The 25,144-nt window shown below is 57.0% G+C and carries 21 protein-coding genes; 19 read left to right on the top strand and 2 right to left on the bottom strand.

What is annotated here, in order from left to right; translation table 11 throughout:
- Window positions 1-4: 4 nt before the first annotated feature.
- Window positions 5-625 (bottom strand): porin family protein, encoded by a 621-nt coding sequence (locus tag RDU76_01350; protein MDQ7797574.1) that lies wholly within the window; start codon window positions 623-625, stop codon window positions 5-7.
- A gap of 217 nt (window positions 626-842) precedes the next feature.
- On the opposite strand from RDU76_01350, the gene RDU76_01345 reads away from it, so the two are divergent.
- From RDU76_01345 to RDU76_01285, 13 genes are all read left to right on the top strand, one after another.
- Window positions 843-1,613 (top strand): AAA family ATPase, encoded by a 771-nt coding sequence (locus RDU76_01345; protein ID MDQ7797573.1) that lies wholly within the window; start codon window positions 843-845, stop codon window positions 1,611-1,613.
- 24 nt (window positions 1,614-1,637) lie between these two features.
- A complete protein-coding gene (locus RDU76_01340; protein ID MDQ7797572.1) occupies window positions 1,638-2,273 on the top strand; it encodes a hypothetical protein in 636 nt (211 codons plus the stop codon).
- A gap of 10 nt (window positions 2,274-2,283) precedes the next feature.
- Entirely contained in the window at window positions 2,284-2,847 is a 564-nt protein-coding gene (locus RDU76_01335; GenBank protein ID MDQ7797571.1) for a hypothetical protein, read from the top strand.
- A gap of 30 nt (window positions 2,848-2,877) precedes the next feature.
- Window positions 2,878-3,759: a ParB/RepB/Spo0J family partition protein gene (locus RDU76_01330; GenBank protein MDQ7797570.1), complete on the top strand. Its 882-nt coding sequence runs from the start codon at window positions 2,878-2,880 to the stop codon at window positions 3,757-3,759.
- A 53-nt stretch (window positions 3,760-3,812) separates the two neighbouring features.
- Window positions 3,813-4,295 carry an adenosine-specific kinase gene (locus RDU76_01325; protein MDQ7797569.1) on the top strand — a complete coding sequence of 161 codons (483 nt, stop codon included), beginning with the start codon at window positions 3,813-3,815 and terminating at the stop codon, window positions 4,293-4,295.
- 31 nt (window positions 4,296-4,326) lie between these two features.
- Window positions 4,327-6,090 (top strand): S8 family serine peptidase, encoded by a 1,764-nt coding sequence (locus RDU76_01320; protein MDQ7797568.1) that lies wholly within the window; start codon window positions 4,327-4,329, stop codon window positions 6,088-6,090.
- 53 nt (window positions 6,091-6,143) lie between these two features.
- Window positions 6,144-8,597, top strand: coding sequence for an AMP-binding protein (locus RDU76_01315; protein MDQ7797567.1), 2,454 nt, complete (start codon window positions 6,144-6,146; stop codon window positions 8,595-8,597).
- Window positions 8,598-8,717: 120 nt separating this feature from the next.
- Window positions 8,718-9,209, top strand: coding sequence for a hypothetical protein (locus tag RDU76_01310; GenBank protein ID MDQ7797566.1), 492 nt, complete (start codon window positions 8,718-8,720; stop codon window positions 9,207-9,209).
- A 37-nt stretch (window positions 9,210-9,246) separates the two neighbouring features.
- The gene (locus RDU76_01305; protein MDQ7797565.1) at window positions 9,247-11,928 is read left to right on the top strand and encodes a cation-translocating P-type ATPase; all 2,682 of its coding nucleotides are present in this window, start codon (window positions 9,247-9,249) and stop codon (window positions 11,926-11,928) included.
- A 206-nt stretch (window positions 11,929-12,134) separates the two neighbouring features.
- Window positions 12,135-12,695: a GNAT family N-acetyltransferase gene (locus RDU76_01300; protein MDQ7797564.1), complete on the top strand. Its 561-nt coding sequence runs from the start codon at window positions 12,135-12,137 to the stop codon at window positions 12,693-12,695.
- 156 nt (window positions 12,696-12,851) lie between these two features.
- Entirely contained in the window at window positions 12,852-13,688 is an 837-nt protein-coding gene (locus tag RDU76_01295; GenBank protein ID MDQ7797563.1) for an EFR1 family ferrodoxin, read from the top strand.
- A 24-nt stretch (window positions 13,689-13,712) separates the two neighbouring features.
- Complete coding sequence (locus tag RDU76_01290; GenBank protein MDQ7797562.1) at window positions 13,713-14,837, top strand: M20/M25/M40 family metallo-hydrolase; 1,125 nt, start codon at window positions 13,713-13,715, stop codon at window positions 14,835-14,837.
- A 7-nt stretch (window positions 14,838-14,844) separates the two neighbouring features.
- Window positions 14,845-15,885 (top strand): M42 family metallopeptidase, encoded by a 1,041-nt coding sequence (locus RDU76_01285; protein MDQ7797561.1) that lies wholly within the window; start codon window positions 14,845-14,847, stop codon window positions 15,883-15,885.
- A 61-nt stretch (window positions 15,886-15,946) separates the two neighbouring features.
- Here RDU76_01285 and RDU76_01280 read toward each other — a convergent pair whose 3' ends face one another.
- On the bottom strand, window positions 15,947-16,303 hold the full coding sequence (locus RDU76_01280) for a response regulator (protein MDQ7797560.1): 357 nt from the start codon (window positions 16,301-16,303) through the stop codon (window positions 15,947-15,949).
- 252 nt (window positions 16,304-16,555) lie between these two features.
- Between RDU76_01280 and RDU76_01275 the strand changes: the two genes are divergently transcribed.
- From RDU76_01275 to RDU76_01250, 6 genes are all read left to right on the top strand, one after another.
- Window positions 16,556-17,560: a M42 family metallopeptidase gene (locus RDU76_01275; protein ID MDQ7797559.1), complete on the top strand. Its 1,005-nt coding sequence runs from the start codon at window positions 16,556-16,558 to the stop codon at window positions 17,558-17,560.
- Window positions 17,561-17,598: 38 nt separating this feature from the next.
- The gene (locus RDU76_01270) at window positions 17,599-18,390 is read left to right on the top strand and encodes a peptidoglycan DD-metalloendopeptidase family protein (protein ID MDQ7797558.1); all 792 of its coding nucleotides are present in this window, start codon (window positions 17,599-17,601) and stop codon (window positions 18,388-18,390) included.
- 403 nt (window positions 18,391-18,793) lie between these two features.
- The gene (gene dnaA, locus RDU76_01265; protein ID MDQ7797557.1) at window positions 18,794-20,134 is read left to right on the top strand and encodes a chromosomal replication initiator protein DnaA; all 1,341 of its coding nucleotides are present in this window, start codon (window positions 18,794-18,796) and stop codon (window positions 20,132-20,134) included.
- Between the two features lie 244 nt (window positions 20,135-20,378).
- On the top strand, window positions 20,379-21,488 hold the full coding sequence (gene dnaN, locus RDU76_01260) for a DNA polymerase III subunit beta (protein ID MDQ7797556.1): 1,110 nt from the start codon (window positions 20,379-20,381) through the stop codon (window positions 21,486-21,488).
- A 153-nt stretch (window positions 21,489-21,641) separates the two neighbouring features.
- Window positions 21,642-23,900, top strand: coding sequence for a polysaccharide biosynthesis tyrosine autokinase (locus RDU76_01255; GenBank protein MDQ7797555.1), 2,259 nt, complete (start codon window positions 21,642-21,644; stop codon window positions 23,898-23,900).
- Window positions 23,901-24,006: 106 nt separating this feature from the next.
- On the top strand, window positions 24,007-25,014 hold the full coding sequence (locus tag RDU76_01250; GenBank protein ID MDQ7797554.1) for a Gfo/Idh/MocA family oxidoreductase: 1,008 nt from the start codon (window positions 24,007-24,009) through the stop codon (window positions 25,012-25,014).
- The last annotated feature ends 130 nt before the right edge of the window (window positions 25,015-25,144 follow it).

Raw genomic sequence — 25,144 nt, 5'->3', positions numbered from 1 at the left:
AATTTTAGAACAGTGCGAAACCTACCAATAGAGAAATATTAGTGTTCTTGATGTCTAAATTCCAGTCGCTGTCATCTATAGAGCTTAGGCCCATGGAATAACGGGCTTCGACCGACAACTTGACAGGGGTTTGCACCCCGGCCCCGAAGGTCAGTCCCATATCGGAACTTTTTACAAAATCATCAATATCGCCGGAGACGGAAACGCCACTAACAGTTATTTCTTGGGTGGCGCCAATCTTGGTGGCAAAATATGGGCCCGCCAGAATGTACGGTTTTACAATAGCCCCAAATGATATTTTCGCTAAAACAGGTATTTCCAGGTAATTAATACGGGTTGTGAGCTCAATCGGAGTGCCTAAAAAATCACCCGATTCCTTGCAGCCTTTTTGAGAATAAAAAATTTCCGGTTGAATTGCGATGTTGGGTAGAAGGCCAATGGTCGCATAGCCGCCAATTGCAATACCGGTAAGGCTTTCGGGATTGGTTAAGCTATCTCCGGTAAAACTGGCCATGTTCACCCCGCCCTTGATCCCCAAGGATAGTCCCTGGGCGGAACAGTATTGGGGAAGGTTGAAAACCAGGGCCGTGATCAGGGCCAACAGGACCAGTGCTGTCTTTTTCATTGTGATTCCTTTCAAATTATTAGATGCTGGGCTTTCGCTTGGATATATGCTATAATAATTGCGGTCATAAGTCAATACTTTATTTGAGGTTTAACGATTTTTCGAGGTCTTGCGGCTTTTCGGTTTTCCTTGACAAAGGCCGGCAGGCTATATTATCATATCAGTTTGCCAACCAACTTATCGGCATCCCCAATCAGGCTATTTTAGGAGCGTTTCAATGTCGCGCATCATCGCCCTGGTCAACCAAAAAGGAGGCGTGGGAAAGACCACCTCGTCCATCAACCTGGCGGCCTCGCTGGCCGTGCTGGAGAAGCCGACCCTGTTGGTGGACATCGACCCCCAGGCCAACGCCACCAGCGGGCTGGGCATAGACAAAAGCACGGTGGAAAGCGGCATCTACGACGTGCTGTTGAATGAGGTGCCCATCAATGACATAATCGTCCGGACCCAGCTGGACAAGCTGCATCTGGCGCCGTCCCAGATAGACCTGGCCGGGGCCGAGGTGGAGATGGTGGGAATGGAGGGTCGGGAGAACCTTTTAAAGCCCCACCTGGAAGCCTTGCGCGACAGGTACAAATACATCCTGATAGACTGCCCGCCCTCGCTGGGCCTGCTGACCATCAACGCCCTGACCGCGGCCGACTCGGTGCTGATCCCCATTCAGGCCGAATACTACGCCCTGGAGGGCCTGGGCCAGCTGCTGAACACCATCGACCTGGTGAAGAACGGCCTCAATCCGGAACTGGACATCGAGGGCATCCTGCTGACCATGTTCGATTCCCGCCTCAACCTGGCCCAGCAGGTGGCCGGGGAGATAAAAAAGCACTTTCCGGAAAAGGTCTACGAGAATTTCATCGCCCGCAGCGTCCGGATAGCCGAGGCCCCGTCCCACGGCAAGCCGATCATATTATATGACGTCAACTCCAGCGGCGCCCAGAGCTACCTGGCCCTGGCCAAAGAGGTGGCCGCCCGGAGGGGCGCCAAATAGATCATTTTCAGAAAGAGAGCCCAGATGAATAACAGACCATTTTCCGGCCTTCGTTTAATGGCCGCAATGGCGGCCCTGCTGGTACTCCTCCCGGGCTGCGCCACCTTGACCCAGATGGCCGGGGCGCTGTCCAACCTGCAGCGCCTGAAGTTCAAGGTGGCCGGGGTGACCGGCTTCACGGTGTCGGGGATCGCCGTTGCCGGCAAGCAGAAGATAGGGGACTTCACCCTGCTGGACGGGATCAACCTGATGGCGGCCTACCGCAATAAGAAACTGCCGGCCGGGTTCACCCTCAACATCGAGGCGCTCAATCCCAACGACGGCACCGGAGGCTCGCCCCAGACCAGCTCCACCCTGACCAGCTTCGAATGGCGCCTGCTGATAGACGACAAGCCCACCGTCTCCGGCAATATCGCGCAACCCATCGAGATCCCCGGCACCGGACAGTCGGCCGTCATCCCGCTGCAGATCAGCCTGGACCTGGTGGAGTTCTTCGGGGAGAAGGGATACAACGACCTGCTGAACCTGGCCCTGGCCCTGGGCGGGGCCCAGAGCGACATCAGCCGTCTGGCCATAGACGCCCAGCCCAGGGTCAGCACCCCGCTGGGCGAGATCACCTACCCCGGGCGGATCACCATAGTATCTCAGGAATACCGATAGAGGAGTATCCATGAACGTAAAGGGAACCGCACTGGCGGTGCTGCCGATCTTCATCGAAAGCAAATTCGGCCAGGAGGGCCTTAACAAGTGGCTGGAATCGCTGAACTCCGAGGCAGCGGCGCTGTACCAGGAGGCCAACGCCATCAAGATCAACCGGTGGTATCCCTTGAAGGAATGCTACCTAGAGCCCACCGCATCCCTGTGCGAGCTTTTTTATGACAACGATCCCAAAGGGGCCTGGGAGGTGGGGCGCTTCAGCGCCGACTATGCCCTTAAAGGCGTATACAAGGCCTTCGTCAAAATGACCTCGGTCAGCTTCTTCATCAAGCGGGCCAGCCTGCTGATGACCACCTACTACCAGCCCAGCAAAATGGAGCTCAAATCCTCCACCTACAGCCGGGCGGTCCTGCACATGACCGAATTTCCCGAGGCCCACCACCTGATAGAGTCGCGCATCGGAGGCTGGATCCAGCGCTCCCTAGAGATCCACGGCTGCAAGGAGGTGGCGGTGGAGACCACCAGGTCTCTGGCCAGCGGCGATCCCCACACCGAATTCATTTTAAGCTGGAAATAATCCCGACACATCAGAATATTGGAGACCCCCATGACCGCACAGAAAAGAGGCCTGGGAAAGGGCCTGTCGGCCCTGATCCCGGCCAAGAAGACAGCCGCACCGGCCATCCCGCATCCCGAGGGCATCGAGCGATTTTTAAAGCTGTCCGAGATCAAGCCCAACCGCTTCCAGCCCCGCCGCTCTTTCCGGGAGGCCGAGCTGGCCGAACTGATGGACTCCATCAGGGAGAAGGGGGTCATCGAACCGGTGATCGTCCGCCGCAGCGGCGCCGGATACGAGCTGATCGCCGGGGAGCGGCGCCTGCGGGCCTGCCAGAAGCTGGGCCAGGAGAAGATCCCGGCCATCATCCGCCAGGCCGGCGACCAGGAGGCCCTGGAGATCGCGCTGATAGAGAACATCCAGCGGGAGAACCTCAATCCCATCGAAGAGTCCCGGGGCTATGAGCGGCTGGCCAGGGAGTTCAGCCTGACCCAGGAGGCACTGGCCAGGAAGGTGGGCAAGGAGAGATCCACCGTGGCCAACAGCCTGCGTTTGCTGGCCCTGCCGGATGAGATCCAGAAGATGCTGGAGGACGATAAACTGACCGCCGGGCACGCCCGGGCCCTGCTGACGGTCAGCGACAAAAGGAAGCAGCTGGCTCTGGCCCAAATCATAATATCAAAGGGCCTGTCGGTAAGGGAGGCGGAAAGTCTGGCTAAGGGAGAGCCGATCAAAGCCGCCAAATCTTCGGGCGCTAAAACGCCCCGGCAATTGGACCAGCATTTGACCAACATCCAGAACGAGATCCAGAGAACATTCGGCACCAGGGTCCGGATAGTGCCCCAGGGCAAGAACAAGGGAAAGATCGAGGTGGAGTATTATTCGGCCACTGATTTCGAGAGGATCCTGCAGAAACTCAATATCAAGCTATAAAATTTAAGGCACGGCAAAGGACCGTGCCTGAATTTTATCCAAAAGGAGCCCCGATGGAAACAAAACTCGTCACCATCAAAAAGCCGGAGGATATCAACTTCATCCTGGGCCAGTCGCACTTCATCAAGACGGTAGAGGACCTGTACGAGATACTGGTCTCCTCCGTCCCCGGGATAAAATTCGGGGTGGCCTTCTGCGAGGCCTCCGGCGCCTGCCTTATCAGACATGAGGGAACGGACGATGAGATGGTCAAGCTGGCTATCGAAAACGCCAAGGCGATCGGGGCCGGCCACAGCTTCATCATCTTTTTAAAGGACGCCTATCCCATCAACGTCCTCAACGCCATAAAGAACTGCCCCGAGGTCTGCCGGATCTTCTGCGCCACCGCCAATCCCTGCCAGGTGATCATCGCCGAAAGCGAACAGGGGCGGGGGATTATGGGGGTGATAGACGGCTCTGCTCCCAAGGGGGTGGAGGACGAGGATGGCGTCAAGTGGCGAAAAGAGCTTCTGCGCCAGATCGGGTATAAGCGATAGTCAAATAAGTTGAAATTCATGGAGCAAAAAGATGAACACTTTATTTAAATTTGTGTTATGGGCGGGCGCGACATCTTGGCTTTTAGTTTCCTCCGGCAACGCCCAGCCGCCGGCCACCGGCCGCCCGGCACCAACATTAGAGAACACCGAGACCCAGACAACTATAGCGGTGCTGGTTTTCTTTTACGACAAGGGTTTTTCCACCAAGGACGAATTAAGAAGCGCCATGGATCGGCGCGGCCGGCAATTCTCCCCGCGGGCCCTCAAGCGCCGGGCCAAAGTTGGCCGGCAGGAGATGACCTTTGAAGATCTTCCGGTAAGCACCGATTACGTCCGCCGGATCGCGGCCCTGGGCGCAAGGCACCGGCAGTCGCTAAACTGGTTCAATGCCGCCAGCTTCGAGATGACCGAGGCCCAGATCAAGAATTGCAAAAACCTAAACTTTGTAAAAAGAATAGGCCCGCTTCCGGCCAGCAGGAAAAGGGTCCTGCCGGAAGTTGAAGATGCCAGCCCCAAGATGCCTGAGACCGAAAGTCCCAAGGCCCATCTGTTGAATTACGGCCCGTCATTCACCCAGGACAGCTTGATCAATGCCGTGGTCTGCCACGACTCCGGATATTCCGGGGCCGGGGTGCTGGTGGCCATGCTGGACAACGGGTTCCGCAAGGGACACCAGGCTTTCGATTCGATACGCGCCAACGGCCGCTTGGTGGATGAATGGGATTTTGTGACCAATGCCGACACCGTAGACTGGGACGCCCACGGCACCGGCACCTGGTCGGAGGCCGGCGGTTACGTCCCCGGTCAATTGATCGGTCCTGCCTACAGAGCTTCCTGGGCCATCTACCATACCGAGGACATGAGCCAGGAGATGCCGGTCGAGGAGGACCATTGGGCGGCGGCATTGCAGCGGGCCGACTCCATCGGCGCGGAGGTGGTCTCCAGTTCGCTGGGCTATCGGGATTTCGACTCGTCCCAATATTCGTATTCATACCAAGACCTGGACGGCAACACCGCCATTTCGTCCCTGGCCGCCCGTCATGCCGCATCACTGGGCATCATCGTCTGCAACGCCATGGCCAACTCCGGCCCGTCTCTGGGGAGCCTGGCCGCCCCGGCCGATGCTGATTCCATCCTCTCGGTGGGCAATGTGGATTCTTTCGGGGTCATCAACCCCTCCAGTTCCCGCGGCCCGACTTACGACGGAAGGCCCAAGCCAGAGGTCTGCGCCCAGGGAACCAACATATACTGGGCAAGCTGGAGCACCGTCAGCAGCTACACTCATTACGCCACCGGCACCTCGTGCGCCACGCCGTTGGTGGCCGGGGCCTGTGCCCTGATCCTTGAGGCCCACCCGGACTGGACGCCGATGCAGGTGCGGGAAGCCCTGATGATGACCGCCAGCCGGAGCACCAACCCCGACAGCACCACTTACGGCTGGGGGATCATCGATACCTGGGCGGCCATGCATTATTCGCCCAGCGGGGCAACCGAGGAAAAACCGGAGCCAGAGGTCGGGCCGGGGCTGGCGCTTTCCGGCCGCCCGAATCCGATGCGGTCGGGTGCTGTCATAAGTTTTGTTATGCCCAGACCGGGCAGCGCGATGCTGGCGGTCTATGACATAACCGGCCGGCTGGTTCATCAAACCGCCGCAATCTATGCTGCACCTGGAACAAATCATTTCTCCTGGAACGGTCGTGACCGCTCTGGCCGCTTGTTGGGTAACGGTGTTTATTTCTGCCGGGTGAACAGCGGTGGCCGGGCCGGAACACTAAAGATCACCATCATCCGCTGAACCTGTTTGCTTTCCAAGATAACTTTTCCGATAACTTGCTAAGAGGATCAATTTTGCATATCAAAGACTTTAAAAAGGCCGCCCTGATCTACCGGGGCCGGGAGATATCCTACGCCGAGACCATCTCCCTGGTGAACCGCTTCGCTTCCTGCTATCGGCTAAAAAAGGGAGACCGGGCGGCGGTCTTCTCCGAGAACCGGCCGGAATGGATCTACGCCTATTTGTCGGTGTGGAAGAACGACGGGGTCTCGGTGCCCATCGATTATCTGGCCCCGGCCGACGAGGTGGCATATATCCTGAACGACTGCCGGCCTTCGGTGGTTTTCTGCTCCCACAAGACCAAAGAGGTTCTGACCGAAGCGGTCCGCTCGCTGACGGGCGGCTACCGCCCGGAGGTCCTGACATTTGAGGAGCTTTCCCTGCCGGATAATGCGCCGGACAAGATGGCGGCCCAGCCGGACAAGCACCAGACCGCCACCATCATCTACACCTCCGGCACCACCGGCAGCCCCAAGGGGGTGATGCTGACCCACGACAATATCATGGCCAACATCGAGGACGTGGTGGATAACACCAAAATATACACCGCCGACGACCGGCTGCTGGCCATTCTGCCCTTCCACCACATCTTCCCGTTGATGGGGACCATCATGGCCACCCTGTACTGCGGCGCCACCCTGGTGATCCTGGAGAAGATCTCCTCCGAGGAGATCCTGGGCGCCCTGAAGCAATACGGCATTACCATCATCATCGGGGTTCCCCGGCTGTACCGGCTGTTCCACAAGGGGATGATCGACAAGATCAACGCCAGCCCGGCCGCCAAAGTATTGCTGAAAATTTCCCGGACCCTGAAGCAGCCGGCCCTGGGTCGCCTGATCTTCAAAAAGGCCCAGCAGGCCTTCGGGGGGCACATCAAATACTTCATCTCCGGCGGGGCCAAGCTGGACGAAAGGGTGGGCGGCGACCTTTACGCCATGGGCTTCGAGGTGCTGGAGGGCTTCGGCATGACCGAGGCCGCCCCGATGATAACCTTCACCAAGCCCGGCCGGGTGAAGATCGGCTCGCCCGGCACCCCCACCAGCCAGACCGAGGTCAAAATAGTGGACGGCGAGGTGCTGGCCCGGGGCCGGAACATAATGAAGGGCTATTACAACAAGCCGGAGGACACCGCCGCCATCTTGAGGGACGGCTGGCTGCACACCGGGGACCAGGGCTACCTGGACCAGAAGAACCGGCTATTCATCACCGGGCGCAAGAAGGAGATCATCGTCCTGTCCAGCGGCAAGAACATCAACCCCGAGGAGATCGAGAACCGTATCCTGTCGCTCTCCCCGCTGATAAAGGAGATAGGGGTCTATCCCCGGGAGGAGAAGCTGGGGGCGGTGATCCACCCCGACTTTCTGGCGGTCAAGAAACAGCAGGTGGTCAACTTGCGGGAGACCATCAAGTGGCTGGTGCTGGACAAGTTCAACCTGACGGTGCCCGGCTACAAGAAGATCCATCACTTCACCCTGGTCAACGACGAGCTGCCCAAGACCCGGCTGGGGAAATTAAAAAGGTTCCTGCTGCCCCAGATGGACGCCAAAACCGCCGAGACCCACCGCCTGAGGCCCGACCCCGACAGCCAGGAGTACCGGGCATTGAAGACCTACCTGGAGAAGGCCCTGGACCAGAAGGTCTATCCCGACCAGCATTTGGAGTACGACCTGGGGCTGGATTCCCTGGGCAAGATAGAGCTGGACCTGTTCCTGGAAAAAAGCTTCGGAATAAAACTGGAGGATGGGGAATCGGTGGCTCACCATACCGTGGAAGCCCTGAGCCGACTGATCGCCGAGCAGAAGAAGGCCGGCAGTTCGGAAATTTCGGACTGGCACAGCACCCTGCAGGAGAAGGCGGAGTTTACCATGCCCAAAAGCCGCTTTATGCAGTGTTCTATGAAATTGGCAACCGCGCCTCTATTTAAACTATACTTCCACCTGCAAGGACAAGGGCAACAGAGCCTGCCGCCGGGGCCGTTCATACTGGCTCCAAACCACCAGAGCTTTCTTGATGGAATATTTTTGTCCATCCTGCTGCCTAATCGGATCTTAAAGGACACCTTTTTCCTGGCCGCCGGAAAACACATCCAGACGCCCATCAACCGATTCTACGCCAGCCACAGCAATCTGCTGGTGATGGACATCAACCGGGATCTGAAGAGCACCCTGCAGCAGGCGGCGGCGGCCATCCGGCAGGGCAAGAACCTGGCCATCTTCCCCGAGGGGGCCCGCAGCCGGGACGGCCATCTTTCGGAATTCAAGAAGACCTTCGCCATACTGAGCAAGGAACTGCAGGTGCCGGTGGTGCCGGTGGCCATCTCCGGGGCCTATGCCTCGGTCCCCATCGGACGCAAACTTCCCAAGCCGGGCAAGGTGTCTTTAAAATTCCTCCCGGCCATTTATCCCGGACAGATGGACTACGACCAGATCACCAGCCAGACCAGACAGGCCATTGCGGAGAATATTTAACTTTAACTAATATTTACAATCAAACTTATGTCGCTTTCTAATATAAATACCGCCATCTATCACAATATCGCTTTGATATTGTTCATACTATATGGTCTATATATATTATTTGATACACTAATGATAACATTATTTAAATACCATTTTTATAGACTTGGCCTTAAATTACTGACCTTTTCTGAGGTTGTAAATTATAATATTGCCGAGATTGAAAAAAACAATAAATATGAAACCCAAGATGGTAAATTTATGCTAATATCAAGCGATAAGTGTATTTTTCGAACAAAATATCTTTTTAAACCTTTAGAATGGAACCCTTTTAATAATGGTGTTCCCACAACCGGCTTTATACACATAAAAGATGGCATTTTTACCACAGAAATTCGGTTAAGTCTTGGCATAACGATATTTATTGTCGTTTGGATAATAGGTTTCACCTCAGGGGTTATTTGGGAGGTTATTTTATCATTCTTAAAGGGAGAAAATATATATGAATCTATTATTTTTCTGGCTGTATTGATCATCGTGATTCTTTTATTTTTAGAATTTAAAAAAATTATGTTAAATAAATCATTAGCCATATATGAACAAATTAAATTTCATATTTCATAGTATATCTTTTGTCCTTTTTAATTTTTAATATTAACCTATGCCCCTCTATAATCAAACCATAGAACAATCCCTGGCCGAGCTGGGCTCCGATCACTACTCCGGCCTTTCGGAGCAACAGGTCGCCGAACGCCTGGCCAAGTATGGTCCCAACAGATTGGCTGAAGGCAAACGAACCGGACCGTTAAAGATATTCTTCGACCAGTTCAAGAATATCATGGTGCTGGTCCTGCTGATCGCGGCGGTGATCTCCGGGCTGACCCACGACCTGACCGATTCCTTCGTCATTCTGGCCATCGCCCTGATCAATGCCGTCATCGGCTTCCTCCAGGAATACCGGGCCGACCAGGCCATGGCCGCCCTGAAAAAACTTTCCCAGCCGCTGGCCAAGGTGGTAAGGGCCGGGAAGGTGCTGGAGATCCCCTCGGAAAACCTGGTGCCGGGGGACATCATCCTGATCGAGGCCGGTTCCCGGATCCCGGCCGATGCCCGGATACTGGAGGCCGCTTCGCTCAAGATAGAGGAGTCCTCCCTGACCGGCGAGTCCCTGCCGGTGGAGAAATCTTCTCTCCCCATTGAAAACGAGGCCCCCCTGGCCGACCGGAACAACATGGCCTTTTTGGGCACCATCTGCGTCTACGGCCGGGGAAGGGCGGTGGTGGCCTCCACCGGAATGAACACCGAACTGGGCAGGATCGCCCAGTCCATCCAGACCCTCCGGCAGGGCCAGACCCCGCTGCAGAAAAGGCTGGCCGGGCTGGCCCGGATCCTGGCCCTGGCCACGGTGATCCTGTGCGCCGTGATCTTCCTGGCCGGATGGCTGCACGGCATCCCGGTCTCGGTGATGCTGCTGACCGCCATCTCGCTGGCGGTGGCGGCCATCCCGGAGAGCCTGCCGGCGGTGATCACCATCGTCCTGTCCTTCGGCGTGCAGAAGATGGTCAAAAAGAACGCCCTGGTCAAAAAACTGCCGGCGGTGGAGACCCTGGGCTCGGTCTCGGTGATCTGCTCGGACAAGACCGGCACCCTGACCCAGAACCAGATGACTGTCAAAAAGGTATTCTGCAACGGCGTGCTTTATGATGTCCGGGGAGGCGGCTACCAGCCCATGGGAGAGATCCTGTCCCAGGACGGGAAAAAAGCCGACGACCCCCTGTTCCAGAAATTACTGAACGCCTCCTGCCTGTGCAACGATGCCACCCTGTTCCAGGAGAAGGCCGACGGCTCCGATGCCTGGAAAATAGCCGGGGACCCCACCGAGGGGGCCCTGCTGACCCTGGCCGCCAAGGCCGGGCTGTGGCGCGATTCTTTGGAGAAGGACCTGCCCCGGGTGGGCGAGCTGCCATTCGATTCCGAACGCAAGATGATGACCACCATCCACCGGATGGACGATGGAAGATACATCTGCTATGTCAAGGGGGCCCTGGACAATCTGGAGCATAAGTGCCCGGACTTTCCCGCCCAGGCTTTGGAGATCAACCGATCCCTGGCCGAAGGCGGGCACCGGGTGCTGGCCCTGGCCTATAAGATCATCGAAGCCCTGCCGGAGAAGCTGGAGATAGATCAGATCGAGAGGGGCCTGACCTTTCTGGGGCTGGCGGCCATGATCGACCCGCCCCGGGAGGAGGTCCGGGTCGCGGTGGCGCAGTGCCGCAGCGCCGGCATCCGGCCGGTGATGATCACCGGCGACCATCCGGCCACCGCCCTGGCCATCGCCCGGGAGCTGGGCATTTACTCGCCCGGCGACCTGCATCTGACCGGAATGGAGCTGAAGGCCCTGAGCGTGGAGGAGCTGGCGGAAAAGATAGAGAGAATATCCCTCTTCGCCCGGGTCTCGCCGGAGGACAAGATCAAGATAGTCCAGGCCCTGCAAAGCAAGGGGCGCATCGTGGCCATGACCGGCGACGGGGTCAACGACGCTCCGGCCTTAAGGGGGGCCGATATCGGCATCGCCATGGGCATCACCGGGAGCGACGTCTCCAAGGAAGCCTCGGACGTGGTGTTGCTGGACGACAACTTCGCCACCATCGTGGCGGCGGTGGCCGAGGGCCGGAGGATATATGACAACATCCGCAAGTTCGTGCGCTATATGCTGGGCACCAACCTGGGCGAGGTGCTGACCATGTTCGGCGGCATCATGCTGAACCTGCCCCTGCCCCTGCTGCCGATCCAGATATTGTGGATCAACCTGGTGACCGATTCCCTGCCGGCCCTGGCCCTGAGCAACGAGCCGCCGGAGGCCGACATCATGAAGCGGGCACCCCGCCCCCCGGCCGAGAGTCTTTTCGCCCGGGGCTTGTGGGCCCAGGTGCTTTTTTCGGGGCTGCTGATGGCGGCCGGCTGCCTGCTGATGTTCCATTGGGCCATCGGCCGGCACATCGAGATGGGTCAGACCAGGGAAACCGCTGAAATTATGGCCCGGACCATGGTCTTCATGACCATGTCGTTCTACCAGCTGTTCAACGCCCTGGCCATCCGCTCCGACAAAAGATCGTTCTTTGCCCTGGCCCCCTCCGGAAACTGGTACCTCTACGGCGCAGTGCTGATCACCGCCCTGCTGCAGTTGGGCGCGGTCTATCTGCCGGTCCTGCAGCCGGTCTTCAAGACCGCCCCGGTCAGCGGGCTGGACCTGCTGGCCTGCATAGTCGTTTCTTCGTCCATCCTGGTCGCGGTGGAGCTGGAGAAACTTATCCGCCAAAATATTTTTCGCAGAGCCTCTTGACAAAACCATAATTCGGGCATAGAATGAAAACCGTAAGGAGGACAGTCCATGCCCGGCTGTGTCTTTATGCACGCCTGCCTGTTCCCGGAGAACGGAACGGAACGTGACCCCAGTTGCAATACGATCCCGGGCCCTATAATTGCTAAGGCCGCCTGCCAGCAGGCGGCCTTAGGCGTTCATCCCCAAAGGCCCCTGGGTGTCCCGGCATGATACCCGTTCCGAAAAAAGCCAAAAAAGACAAGATCCGCCTCAGGCTGGCCGAGCCCTCCATGGATCTCGAGGAGGCTTTTCTGGAACTGGCCGCCGATTACCGGGCGGCCGGGGAGCAGCGCTATACCGACCTGCACGAGGTTCATGGCATAGCCTTTGACCGTTACATCAAGGGCCTGCAGCGGGAATGCCTGGAGCGGGACCTGTCGGACGGGCGGGTGCCCTGCAGCACCTTTTGGATGCTGTCGGACCAAGGGACCATCTGCGGAATCAGCCGGCTGCGGCATTACCTGACACCGGAGATGGAGACGGAGGGTGGTCACATCCTGCTGGAGGTGCCGCCATCGCTGCGTCGTCGGGGGCACGGGTCGATCCTTTTGGAAATGACCCTGGAGCGGGCGGTGGAGCTGAAGATCGCCAAGGCCCTGCTCACCTGCGACTGGGACAACTTCGGGGCCATCCGGGTCATCAAGAACAACGGAGGGATGCTGGAGAACACCATCCTGTCAACCAGGACCGGGAAAAAAGTGATGCGCTTCTGGATCGATCTGACATGACCCTTTCTCAAGATAAGTCCCCTGTCTTCCCGGCAGCCAAAAGGCTTTCGGGTTTTTTATTTTAAAAAACGTTTTTTATCATTGTATTCAGCCTGAAAATGATATAAAATAAATATCCAACGGCCTGGTCTTTCATCTCTTTTCGGGGAGGGACCGATGCGGGTCTGCATGGTCTGTTTTTCACAGACCGGGAACACCCAAAAGATAGCCGAGGCCATCCAGGAACAGATGGCCGAGGCGGTCGGAGATTGCGCCCTGCTGCGCCTGGAGCAGGCCGACCCGGCCGTCTTCTCCCGTTACGATCTGGTCGGATTCGGCCTGCCGGCTTTCTATTTCAGGGAGCCCATTAACGTCAATCATTTCTTTAATGATCTGCCCGATCAGGGCAGCGCCGGACGACCAAAGCCATTCTTTTTTTTTGTCACCCACGGCGGCACCCCCGGCGATGTGTATTCCCGGATCGACCGGCTGGCCGCCTCCCGGGGCCTGGAGACCCTGGGATTCTTCCAGTGCCTGGGGGTGGACACCTATCCGCCGTTCGCCGACAGGAAGCCCTTGACCGCCCAGGGACATCCCGATCAAAATGATCTATTGCAGGCCCGGGCCTTTGCCAAAGACATCATTCATAGAGCCGGAGCTTATCTTGGCCGGGGCGAATTAAAAAAGCCTCTGATCCCCGGGAATTGGATCACCAGGACAGTGGCTGCTCTTTTCAGCGAACAGAAAATACGCCTGCGGATGAAGCAGCATCTGCTTCCGGCCAAAAAGATCCGCCAGAATAAATGCACCCTCTGCGGCCTGTGCCTGGAGAGCTGTCCCCAGGGCATCATCAGCCTGAATCCTTACCCGGTCATCGACCAGTCAAACTGCATCGCCTGCTACCACTGCCAGCGGGTCTGCCCGGCCGGCGCCATAGAATGCGACTGGCGGATCTTTAAGCTGATGACCGGCGAATATTTCCGGCCGGGCAAAAAAGGCACCTCCCTCGATTAAATACATCACATTTAGGAGCATATAATGTCCCGCAAAAAAACACCCCCTGAAAAAAACACCCCGGAACAGGCCGGGGAGAACTCCACCTTAAAGCTGATCGAACGCCTGACCGCGGCTCCCGGGCCTTCCGGCTACGAGACCCGGGCCGCCCTGGCCGCCGGTGAGGAGCTGGCCCCCTTCGCCACCAAGGTCAAGGTGGACCAGATGGGCAGCGTGGTGGCCTTCAAAAAGGGGCTGTCCCGGGACGGCAAGAAGGTCCTGCTGGCGGCCCATCTGGACGAGATCGGCCTGCTGATCACCGGCATCGAGCCGGGGGGATTTCTGCGCTTCACCCAGGTGGGCGGCTTCGACGCCCGGGTGCTGCTGGGACAGGAGGTGCTGCTGCATCCCGTCGGCCGGCACGGGCCGGATACCAGGATCGCCCTGCCGGGGATCATCGGAGCCAAGCCGCCGCATTTCCAGACCCCGGAGGAATCGGGCCAGGTGATCCCCATGGAGGACCTGTATATCGACCTGGGGCTGGACGAGGCGGCAACCAAATCCAGGGTTTCCACCGGCGACCTGGCCACCCTGAGGATGCCACTTGTCAATCTCAAGAACGACCGGGCGGCCGGAAAGGCCATGGACAACCGGGCCTGCGTCGCCATCATGGTCCAGGCCCTGGAGATACTCAGCAAAGGCCATCACGGCTGGGATGTTTATGCGGTGGCCACCGTCCAGGAGGAGGTCTCCGGCCTGGGGGCGCTGACCTCGGCTTTTGACATCCATCCCGACATCGGGATAGCCATAGACGTCACCCACGGCGACATGCCGGGGGTGCCGGACAGCGACACCTTCGCCATCGGCAAGGGGCCCACCATCACCGTCGGGCCCAATATCCACCCGGCCGTAGCTGACAAATTGAAGAAGGTGGCCAAGCGCGAGGAGATCCCCTTTCAGATAGAGCCCTGTGCCGGCATCACCGGGACCGATGCGGTGGATATCCAGATATCCCGGGAGGGCATCCCCACCGGGCTTTTGGGCCTGCCCCTGCGCTATATGCACACCCCGGTGGAGACCCTGGCGGCGGTGGACGTGGAGCGCTCGGCCAGATTGCTGGCCCGCTTTATTCAGGACCTGGATGACATAAACTTGGAATGGAAGGACTGAGCATTTTATGATAGACCTTAAACTAATAGAACAACTGACCAACGCCTTCGGGGTCAGCGGCTGCGAGGGCGAGATCCGCAACATCGTCCGCCAGCACATCACCAAGAACGTGGACCAGATCCGGGTGGACGCCTTGGGCAACCTGATAGCCTATAAAAAAGCCCGGGGGGCAAAATCGGGCCCAAAGAGAACCAAGGTGATGCTGGCCGCCCATATGGACGAGGTGGGATTGATGGTCACATCCATCGATAAATCGGGTTTTCTGCAGTTCGACAAGGTGGGGGGGGTGGACAACCGGGTACTGCTGGCCAAGAAGGTGTTGGTGGGAAAGGATCAGATCCCCGGGGTGATCGGCTCCAAGGCTGTCCATCTCATCGCCCGCAAGGGAGAACTTAAAAAAGTTTCTCCTTACAGCGATCTAACGATTGACATCGGGGCCAGCAGCCAGGAGGATGCCCAGAAGTTCGTCTCACCGGGCGATTATGTGATGTTCGACACCAGGTTCGAGGACTGGGGAAGGAACCTCAAGGCCAAGGCCTTTGACGACCGGATCGGCTGTTATCTGATGATCGAACTGCTGAAAGGTAAATACCCCTTCGACATCTGCGCCGCCTTCACCACCCAGGAGGAGGTCGGCCTGCGGGGCGGCCGGGTGGCGGCCTATAGGGACGAGCCGGATATGGCCTTCATCCTGGAGGGCACCGGGGCCGGGGACATGCCCCAGCCCAAGGAGCGGGATGAAAGCCTGGTGCCGGGACTGGGACTGGGGCCGGTGGTCACCATCATGGACCGCTCGGTGTTCTGCGACCAGGGCCTGGTGAAGCTGCTGACCGACACCGCCCGGGCCAACCGGATCCCTTATCAGATCAAACGGCCCGGAATAGGCGGCACCGACGCCGGACGGATCCACCTGAGCAAGGGCGGCGTCCCCTCGGTGGTGCTGGCCATCCCCTCGCGTTACATCCACTCGCCGGTGTGCCTGTCAAGCAAAAAGGACATCCAGAACGGCCTGCGGCTGATGCAGCTGGCCCTGAAGAGGGTCAAATAAAAAAAGAGAGCCGGCGGGCTCCCTTTAGGGTTTGTCCTTTATTTGAACACTCGGCGGCTGTTCACACCGCCGCAGCTATCTGCTCCAGAAGTTTCAGGGTGTCGAAAGGCTTGGAGACCACGTCTATCACGTTGAACTTGCCGGCCCGGGCCCTGAGCTCTGGGCTGCCGAAGGCGGTGATGATGATCACCGGAAGTTCCGGCCAGCGGTGCCGGACCTCGCACAGCACCTCGATGCCGTCCATGCCTGGCAGCATGTAGTCCAGCAGCAGCAGGTCGGCCGCTTTTTTGCCCATCTGCTCCAAGCCGCCCGGTCCGTCGTAGGCCACCATGGCCTCGTACCCCTCGGACTCCAGCAGGGTGGTCATCATCTCACCCACTGCCGGCTCATCGTCGATGATCATTATCTTCTTGTTCATCCGTTCTCCAGAAATGATACTGTCGGGGCTGCCGCCCCTTAGCTTATCAATCAGTATATAACAATTTTTTTTACAAAGTCAAGCTTTTTCTAATCCGGCCAATACCAGCCGGTAGCTTCTGCCGGATGATGTTGTGGACGAAGCCGGGGATTTTATCATTGACAGCCGGGGCAAAAAGCCATAATATTGACCGTGGTCCCCGGGTTTAACAAGTATTTACAAAAAAGATAACCCTTTATAAGGAACTATTCAATGAAAGACATCATCAAAAGGCTCACTGAGGCCTACGGACCCTCCGGCAGCGAAAGCCAGATCAGGGAGCAGATCAAAAAAGAGATCCGGGGGCTGGCCGACCAGGTCAGCACCGACGTGCTGGGCAACCTGATAGCGGTCAAGAAGGGCAAGGGCTCCCGGGTGATGGTGGCGGCCCATATGGATGAGATCGGGCTCATCGTTACCCATATAGACAAGAACGGCTTCCTGCGCTTCTCAAACATAGGCGGGATCTACCCCTATAACATCATCGCCCAGCGGGTGATCTTCGAGAACGGCCTCATCGGCACCATCAACGAGGAGCGCCAGGAGAAGCCCAACGATCCCCGGCGGCTGGACCGGATGTATATCGACATCGGCGTCAAGGATCATAAAGAGGCTTCTGCCCGGGTATCGGTGGGCGACGTGGCCGGGTTTCACCGGAGCTGCGAATTCCTGGGGAATAGGGTCATCGCCAAATCCATGGATGACCGGATCGGCTGCGCCATCATGATCGAGGCCATGAAACAGCTCAAGAAAAGCCCCAACCAGATATATTTCGTCTTCACCACCCAGGAGGAGGTGGGGCTGCGGGGGGCCACCACCGCCGCTTTCGGGGTGGCCCCGGACCTGGGGATAGCGGTGGACATCACCGGAGCCTTCGACACTCCCGAGGAGAAGCCCAAGCTGCCTTCGGTGCTGGGAAAGGGGACCGCCATCAAGATCAAGGATGCCGGGATGCTGGCCCACCCGGGGGTGAAGAAAATGCTGGTGGATACCGCCCGGGCCGGCCGGATCCCCTACCAGTTTGACATCCTGGAGGGCGGGACCACCGACGGATCGGTGATCAACAAGACCAGGTCCGGCATTCCCACCGGTGTGCTGTCGGTGCCCACCAGGTATGCCCACTCGGCCTCGGAGATGGTGGACATGACCGATGTTAAGGCCACGGTGGACCTGCTGGTCAAATTGCTCTCATCGAACCTCAAGGCCAAGGGATTCTAATCCCGATTTTTAACTCCAAGGTGATATTATATAAAAAAATGAAGAAACGGGAACGGTACATATCATTGATCATCGCGCCGCATCATAAGGCCCAGCCCTGGCAGATGGATATCTCCTATACCAACCTGAAGAGCATCGCTGTCCTGCTGTCGGTATCATTCCTGGTGGCGGTATTTTTCGTCTTCAATTACGGCCATATTTTCTGGCGGGCCAGCCAGTACGAGCTCATGAAAAAAAGGACCCGGGAGGTTGAGGAAAAATTCAGCGAACTGCAGGCCCTGAAAAGGGAGCTCTCCGACCTAAAAAGGACCGAGGCAAAGTTGCAGCACATGCTGGGAATCTCCCAGCAGCCGGTCCTGCTCTCCCTGGGCGACATTACCCGCAATACTTCCTTAAATGGCTCGATCGCCGGAGACCCGGCCCCCCTGAGCAACTCCGAAGATACGCTATCGGTGAACCTCGAGCGCACCACCCCCAGCATCATGCCGGTCAAGGGATGGATCTCGGCAAAAATGGGAGCCAATCATAACGGGGTTGATATCGCCGCCCGGGAGGGCGATCCGGTGGTGTCGGCGGCCGACGGTATAGTCACTTTTGCCGGGTGGGATAATTATTTCGGAAGCAAGGTGGAGATAGCCCACGGCCAGAAATTCAGCACCATGTACGGACACAACGCCAAACTTTTCGTCAAAGAAAAACAGATCGTCAAGCAGGGCCAGGTGATAGCGCTGGTGGGCTCCACCGGGCAAAGCTCCGGCCCCCACCTGCATTACGAGGTCCGGATCAACGGCAAACCGGTCGATCCATCCTATCACTGGATAAACCATTGACCGAAACGATAAAATTTCTCTTGACAATTTGGAACTAACCTGATATATTTATCAAGCTGACAAATAAATACGTATCCCCCTTATGAAATCGCGGACTTTATTTCCGTGGTTTCTTTTTGTTTTTATAGCCATCCTGTGGAAAACCATGTGGATAACTTCCCTCCAACGGTGTTTCCTATTAAGTCCTTGTTAAATCAAAAATTAGCCCCGGTTTGGGTCGTGTGGATAAATAATAAATAAACTGTTTGATATTTGTGTTAGTTCTTTTATTGCAACATATTATGTTGATCAACCACCTGTGGATAAATCTGTTAAGAACCCGTAAATAGCGCTACCAGTAGTATAATAACTAGCAACCCTCAACAACCCTTAAAAACACTGACTTTCTGATTGTGGATATCCTATGAACCAACAAATACAAGCGCTGTGGGCCCAGTCCCAGGACAGGATCAAGGAACGGATAGGTTCCCAGAGTTATGACACCTGGATAAAGCCGCTGACGGCCATGACGGTGGGCGATGACAGCCTGACCTTAAAGGTTCCCAACCATTTTTTTGTGGAATGGCTAGGGCAGCACTACCTTAATATGATGAAAGAGGTGGTTTCTGATATCTTTCATAAGCCCCTCTCCATAGTCCTGGTCCCTCCGGTAGGGGAAACCCAGGCCGCCGCCCGCCAGAAACCGGATAGAGCCGAGTTCGTCCCGGCCCATCCGACCAGCGACAGTGGCCTCCGGGAAAGATATATCTTCGACACCTTCGTCATAGGTAAAAGCAACGAGTTCGCCTATGCCACCGCTTTCGCCACCGCCCAGGACCCGGGGAAACTTTACAACCCACTGTTCATCTATGGCGGAGTGGGGCTGGGAAAGACCCATCTGATGCAGGCTATCGGCCATTTCACCAAGAGCAAGAGACCAAAGGCCCGGGTGCTGTATATACCGGCCGAGAATCTGATGAACGAACTGGTCTATGCCATTCAGAACCGCAAGATGCTGGAGTTCAAGAATCGTTATCGTTCGCTGGATATTCTGCTGCTGGACGATGTCCAATTCCTGTCAGAAAAATCCGGCCTGCAGGAGGAGATCTTTCATACTTTCAATTCGCTGTACGACGCCCGCAAACAGATCGTCCTGACCTCCGACCGGCCGCCTAAGGACATATCACACCTGGAGGAACGCCTGGTGTCACGATTTCAAAGCGGACTGGTGGCCGACATTCAGGCTCCGGACCTGGAGACCAGGGCGGCTATATTAAAGAAAAAAGCCGAGATGGACGGCCTCTCCATACCCAACGACGTCATCTATTTCATTGCCGCCTCGGTCAAATCAAACATCCGTGAGCTGGAGGGTTCACTGATAAGGGTGGTGGCCTTTTCCTCGGTATCGGACCAGGAGCTGACGGTGGACTTCGCCCGCGAGGTCCTCAAGAACATCATCTCCCAGAAATCACGGCTGATATCCATCGAACTCATCCAGAAAATAGTGGCTAACTACTACTCCATACCCGAAGAGGCCCTCAAATCAAAAAGGCGGATCAAAAAACTGGTGCTGCCCCGGCAGCTGGCCATGTACCTGAGCCGGGAACTGACCGCCGCCTCCCTAAATGACATCGGCAACCGCTTCGGCGGAAAGGATCACACCACGGTGCTGCATGCCATATCAAAGATAAAGAAAATGATAGCCTCGGACGATGAGATAACCTCCCAGGCCGATAGGATAACTGAGTTGATCAACGGTGGATAGATTATTAATACCCGCCCTTGGTCCCCGCTTGATGTTGACCGCTGTTGACAACTGCGGCAGATATCAACAGCCGATCAAAAACATATCCCCATGTTATACATTCTTTATTTTTTTAAACAGCATGGCTTTGCGTCAATCCGACAACAATATCAAGAAATACTATTGACTTTTATTATAATTTAGATATATCATATATTAGTTATTAAGCATAAATTTAAAACCAAAAATTTGGAGCCGGGATCAAATGAAATTTTCCGTTAACCAGGAGAAACTTTTCACCTGCCTGCAGAGCCTGATCGGGGTGGTGCCAACCAAAAGCACTTTTCCGGTTCTTACCAATATTCTTATAGAGGCCAACAATAATAAGCTGAAATTATCGGCCACCGATCTCGAGATAGCGGCCGTAACCCAGATAGATGCTCAGACTGCCGGCAATGGTTCCATCACCGTGCCGGCCAAACAATTCTTCGAGATAATAAAACAACTGCCGCCATTGAACATCGATATCGATGTCACCGGCAACAAAGTATCCATCAAATGCGACCGCAGCCGATTCAACATCATTGGTCTGCCCAAGGAGGACTTCCCAAAGATACCGGAGATCAGCAAGGAGAGGAGCGTCAAACTAAGCAGCGGGATCCTTCAGAACATCATCAAAAAGACCTTGTTTGCGGTATCCACCGACAGCTCCCGCCCAGACCTGTGCGGGGTGTTCCTTCAAATGAGCGGCGACAAGCTGAAAGTGGTCACTACCGACGCCCACCGGTTGGCCATGTTGGAGACCATGATCCCTCCCATCTCGCAGAACAGCGAGCTGCTGCTGTCACCCAAAGGTTTGAACATCGTCAACCGGATGCTTCCGGGCTCGGATACCGAGATCACATTGCGGTTCGACGACAGCTATTCCCAGTTTAGTTTCGAGGACACCCAGGTCTATGCCCGGCACATCGAGGGACCCTACCGGGATTACGAGAAGGCCATTCCCAAGAACAATAAAAAGACCCTGACCGTCAATGTTGACCTGTTGACCGCTGCGGTGCGCCGGGTGGCCATATTGTCCGACACCTTCACCCACCAGATCAGGCTTTCCTTAAAGACCGACAGCATAGAGCTCTCCAGCCAAACGGTGGATATCGGAGAGGCCCGGGAGACCATTGCCGCAGTATTCAAGGGCGAGGAGATGGAGATAGGATACAACGCCAGCTATCTGCTGGACATCATCAAGAACGTGGACTCCGAGGAGATGGTCTGCTCCCTGAACACTTCGTTATCGGCCGCCCTGATCAATCCGGCCAAGCAGACCGAGGACTACAGCCTGATGTATCTATTGATGCCCATCCGCCTTCCGGAATAGAGGGAAAAACACCCAAAAAAGGAAGTAAGTCTTCCGGCCGGCCGGCACCGGGACCATGCCCGATATAAAGCACGGCTTCAGGGCAGCCAGGCCGGGCGCCTGACAGTATGCTTCCTTTTTTTAATCCGAAAAACATTCAAGGACAGGTGAAAATTGGCCGCTGAGCAGAATATCAAGCCACAGGAGACCAGCCTCTACGAGGTGGTGGATCTGCTATGGAGAAGAAAGACCCTGATCTTGGTGTGCCTGGCCGGGATATTGCTGCCCATCATCATCGCCAATTTCACCCTGCCACCGGTTTACGAGAGCCAGACCACCATCATCTTCGAGCAAAGCCGGGAGCCCATCGCCGCCTTCGACGTCTCGGATGCCTTCAGCCGCAAGAGCTACATCGTCAACCAGATCGAGGAGATCAAGGCCCGAACCTTGGCCGAGGAGGTGGCCCAGAGACTGGATCCCGAGACCGCCGCCGAGATTCTCAAGGACCAGGGAAGGGGTCTGTCCCTGGAGGGAAGACGCCAGCTGCTGTCTCAGCGCATAAAGAAAGGCATCTCGGCCGAGCCCATCAGGGACTCCGATGTGATACTGATAAAATTCCAGGGGCCCACCCCGGCCAGCGCCGCCCGGACGGTCAACCTGGTGGCCGAGACGGTCAAGGAGCGCAGCTCCCAGGTCAAGAGGGAGCAGGCCTCCTCCACCAGAAAATTCATCGAGGTCCAGCTGCCGGCGGTGGAGGCCGGGCTCTACAAGGCCGAGGACGCCATCAAGGGCTTCAAGGCCCGCAACCAGGTGGTATCGCTGTCCGACGAGGCCCGGGAGGTGCTGGCCCGGATGACCGAGATCGATAAGATGTACGCCGGCACCGTCACCCAAAAGATGGCCCTGGAGAAAAAACTGGAGGCCATCTACACCAAACTGGAATACCAGCCGGATTTCTCCGAGGGCAGCAGCAAAATGACCTCCGGCGCGGTGGCCGATTCGCTGAGAAAGAGCCTGTTAGATCTGCAGATCGAGGCCACCCAGCTTTCCATCAAGGGCTATCCTCCGGAACACCCCCAGATATACAAACTGAACCGGCAGATCGAGGCCACCAAGAACAAGCTGGTGGAGGAACTGGCCAACATCAGCCGGGGGGGGCAGGCCAAGCCCATGCCGGAGATGTCCGACCTGCTGGCCCAGATACCGCCCCTCCAAATAGAGCTGATCTCCCTGGAGGCCCGGGAGCTGGCCATCCGTGATTTCAACACCGGCTACGAAAGCGACCTCTCCAAGCTGCCCTACAAGGAGCTGGAGCTGACCCGCCTGCTGCGGGCCAAGGATGTCAACGAGAACATCTACAAGATGCTGCTGGAGAAATACGAGGAGGCCAAGATCACCGAGGCCGGAAAGATCGGCAATGTCCGGGTGATCGACCCGGCCAAGGAGCCCCTTTCTCCCATCAAACCCCGCAAGGCCCTGAATCTGCTGATCGGGCTGGTGGTGGGGCTGGTGCTGGGGGTGGGGCTGTCATTCTTCTTGGATTCCATGGACAATTCGGTCAAGACCGCCGAGGAGATCGAGACCAATTTCGGGATACCGGTGCTGGGGCTGATCCCCAGTATCCAGTCCGAGGGCCCCCGCAAGAAGAGGCGCAACGGCCGGGACGAGATCTCCAAGATCGCCTCCACCCTGGTGACTAAATACACCCCCCGCTCGCCCATCTCCGAGGCCTACCGGGCCATCCGGACCAACATCCAATTCTCCAAGATCGACGCCCCGCTGCGCTCCATAGTGGTGACCTCGGCCGCGCCCTCGGAGGGCAAGTCCACCACCGTGGCCAATCTGGCCTTCACCACCGCCCTGGCCGGGGCCAAGACCCTGCTGATAGACGCCGACCTGCGGCGCCCGGTGGTCCACTCGCTGTTCGGGCTGGAGCGGGAGCCGGGCATGACCAACATCCTGGCCGAACGGCTGGCCCCGGAGAAGGTGATCAAGCCCTCCGGAGTGGAGAACTTGGACATTCTGACCTGCGGGGCCATCCCCCCCAACCCCTCGGAGCTGTTAGGCTCCCAGAGGATGAAGGAGCTGGTCCAGCAGTTGAAGGCCAAGTACGACCTGGTGCTGTTCGACAGCCCGCCGGTGATCACCGTCACCGACACCGCGGTGCTGTCCAACCAGGTGGAGGGGGTGGTGCTGGTGGTGCTCTCCCACGGCACCGACCGCCGGGCCCTGGCCCGGGCCAAAAGCCTGCTGAGCAACGTCAACGCCAATATCCTGGGATCGATCCTCAACAAGATCGACCTGACCGGGATCGGCTCCAGCTACGATTACTACTATCACTACCATTATTACTACTACAGCGACGACGGCCAGAACGTCAAGCGCAAGGGAAGATTCTGGGACATCCTGCGTCCCGGGGGCCGGCGGGGATAAGCTTCGGTCAGGGGCCGGCGTTTCGATACCTTCCTTCAGAATACTCAACGGCCGGCAGCGGCAAGAAGACTTCGCAACAATCATTCAATAACATAAAATAACCAAAATGTCTGACATTAAAATAGCGGTGGTGGGCTGCGGCCAGTGGGGCATCAACCAGGTCCGGACCTATGCCAACCTGCCCGGGGCTTCTTTGGCCTGGCTGGTGGACGCCAGCCCCAAAAATCTTCAAAGGGCAAAAAGTTTCTCCCAGACCGCCAAAACGTCCGGGGACCTTAAATCGGCCCTGGAGGACAAGGCTCTCAATGCGGTGGTGATCGCCACCAATTCCGAATCGCACCACGCCCTGGCCAAAATGTCTTTGGAGGCCGGCAAGCACGTGATGGTGGAGAAGCCGCTGGCCCTCAATGTCAAGGACGCCGAGGAGCTGGTGAAGATCGCCAAGGACAAGGATCTGATACTGATGACCGGTCACCTGCTGCTGTACCATCCGGCGGTCAGGTATTTGAAGGAGCTGGTGAAATCGGGCGAGCTGGGGCAGATACTGTACCTGTACTCCACCCGGGTCAACCTGGGCGCCATCCGCCAGAACGAGAACGCCCTGTGGAGCCTGGCCCCCCACGACATCTCGGTGATGCTCTATTTGATGGACCAGAACCCGGCCCAAGCTTTGGCCAACGGAAAATGCTTCCTGCAGAAGGGCATCGAGGACGTGGTGTTCTTCTCGCTGGATTTCCCCGGCGGGCAGGTGGCCCAGGCCCAGGTGAGCTGGCTGGACCCCCACAAGATCCGAAAATTCACGGTGGTGGGCAGCAAGAAGATGGTGACCTTCGACGACATGGAGGCCACCGAGAAGATCCGGATCTACGACAAGGGGGTCAACCAGGAGAAGCGCTACGGCAGCTATGACGAGGTGCTGACCCTCAGGGACGGGGACATCCACATCCCCTATTTCAAGATGCAGGAGCCACTGAAGATAGAGGCCGGGCATTTCATCGAATGCGTCAGTGAACACAAGCAGCCCATAAGCGACGGGCAGAACGGGCTGGAGGTGGTGAAGATCCTGGCGGCGGTGAGCCTTTCGCTGAAAGAGGAAAGAGTGGTTAAGATATAGGTAATAGAACGCCCGGGGTCGAGAGGATCAATAAAACAAATTTACAGCCGGTCTGGCGACCGGCTTTTTTATTGCTAGGGAATGACCAAGACAGATTGCTTCATTTGCACATCTTCGGAGTTTTCTCGCA

The sequence above is a fragment of the Candidatus Edwardsbacteria bacterium genome, assembly GCA_031082425.1.
Classification (GTDB): domain Bacteria; phylum Edwardsbacteria; class AC1; order AC1; family EtOH8; genus UBA2226.
The sequence above is the reverse complement of the archived record's forward strand: the minus strand, read 5'-3'. Positions and strand labels throughout refer to the sequence as shown.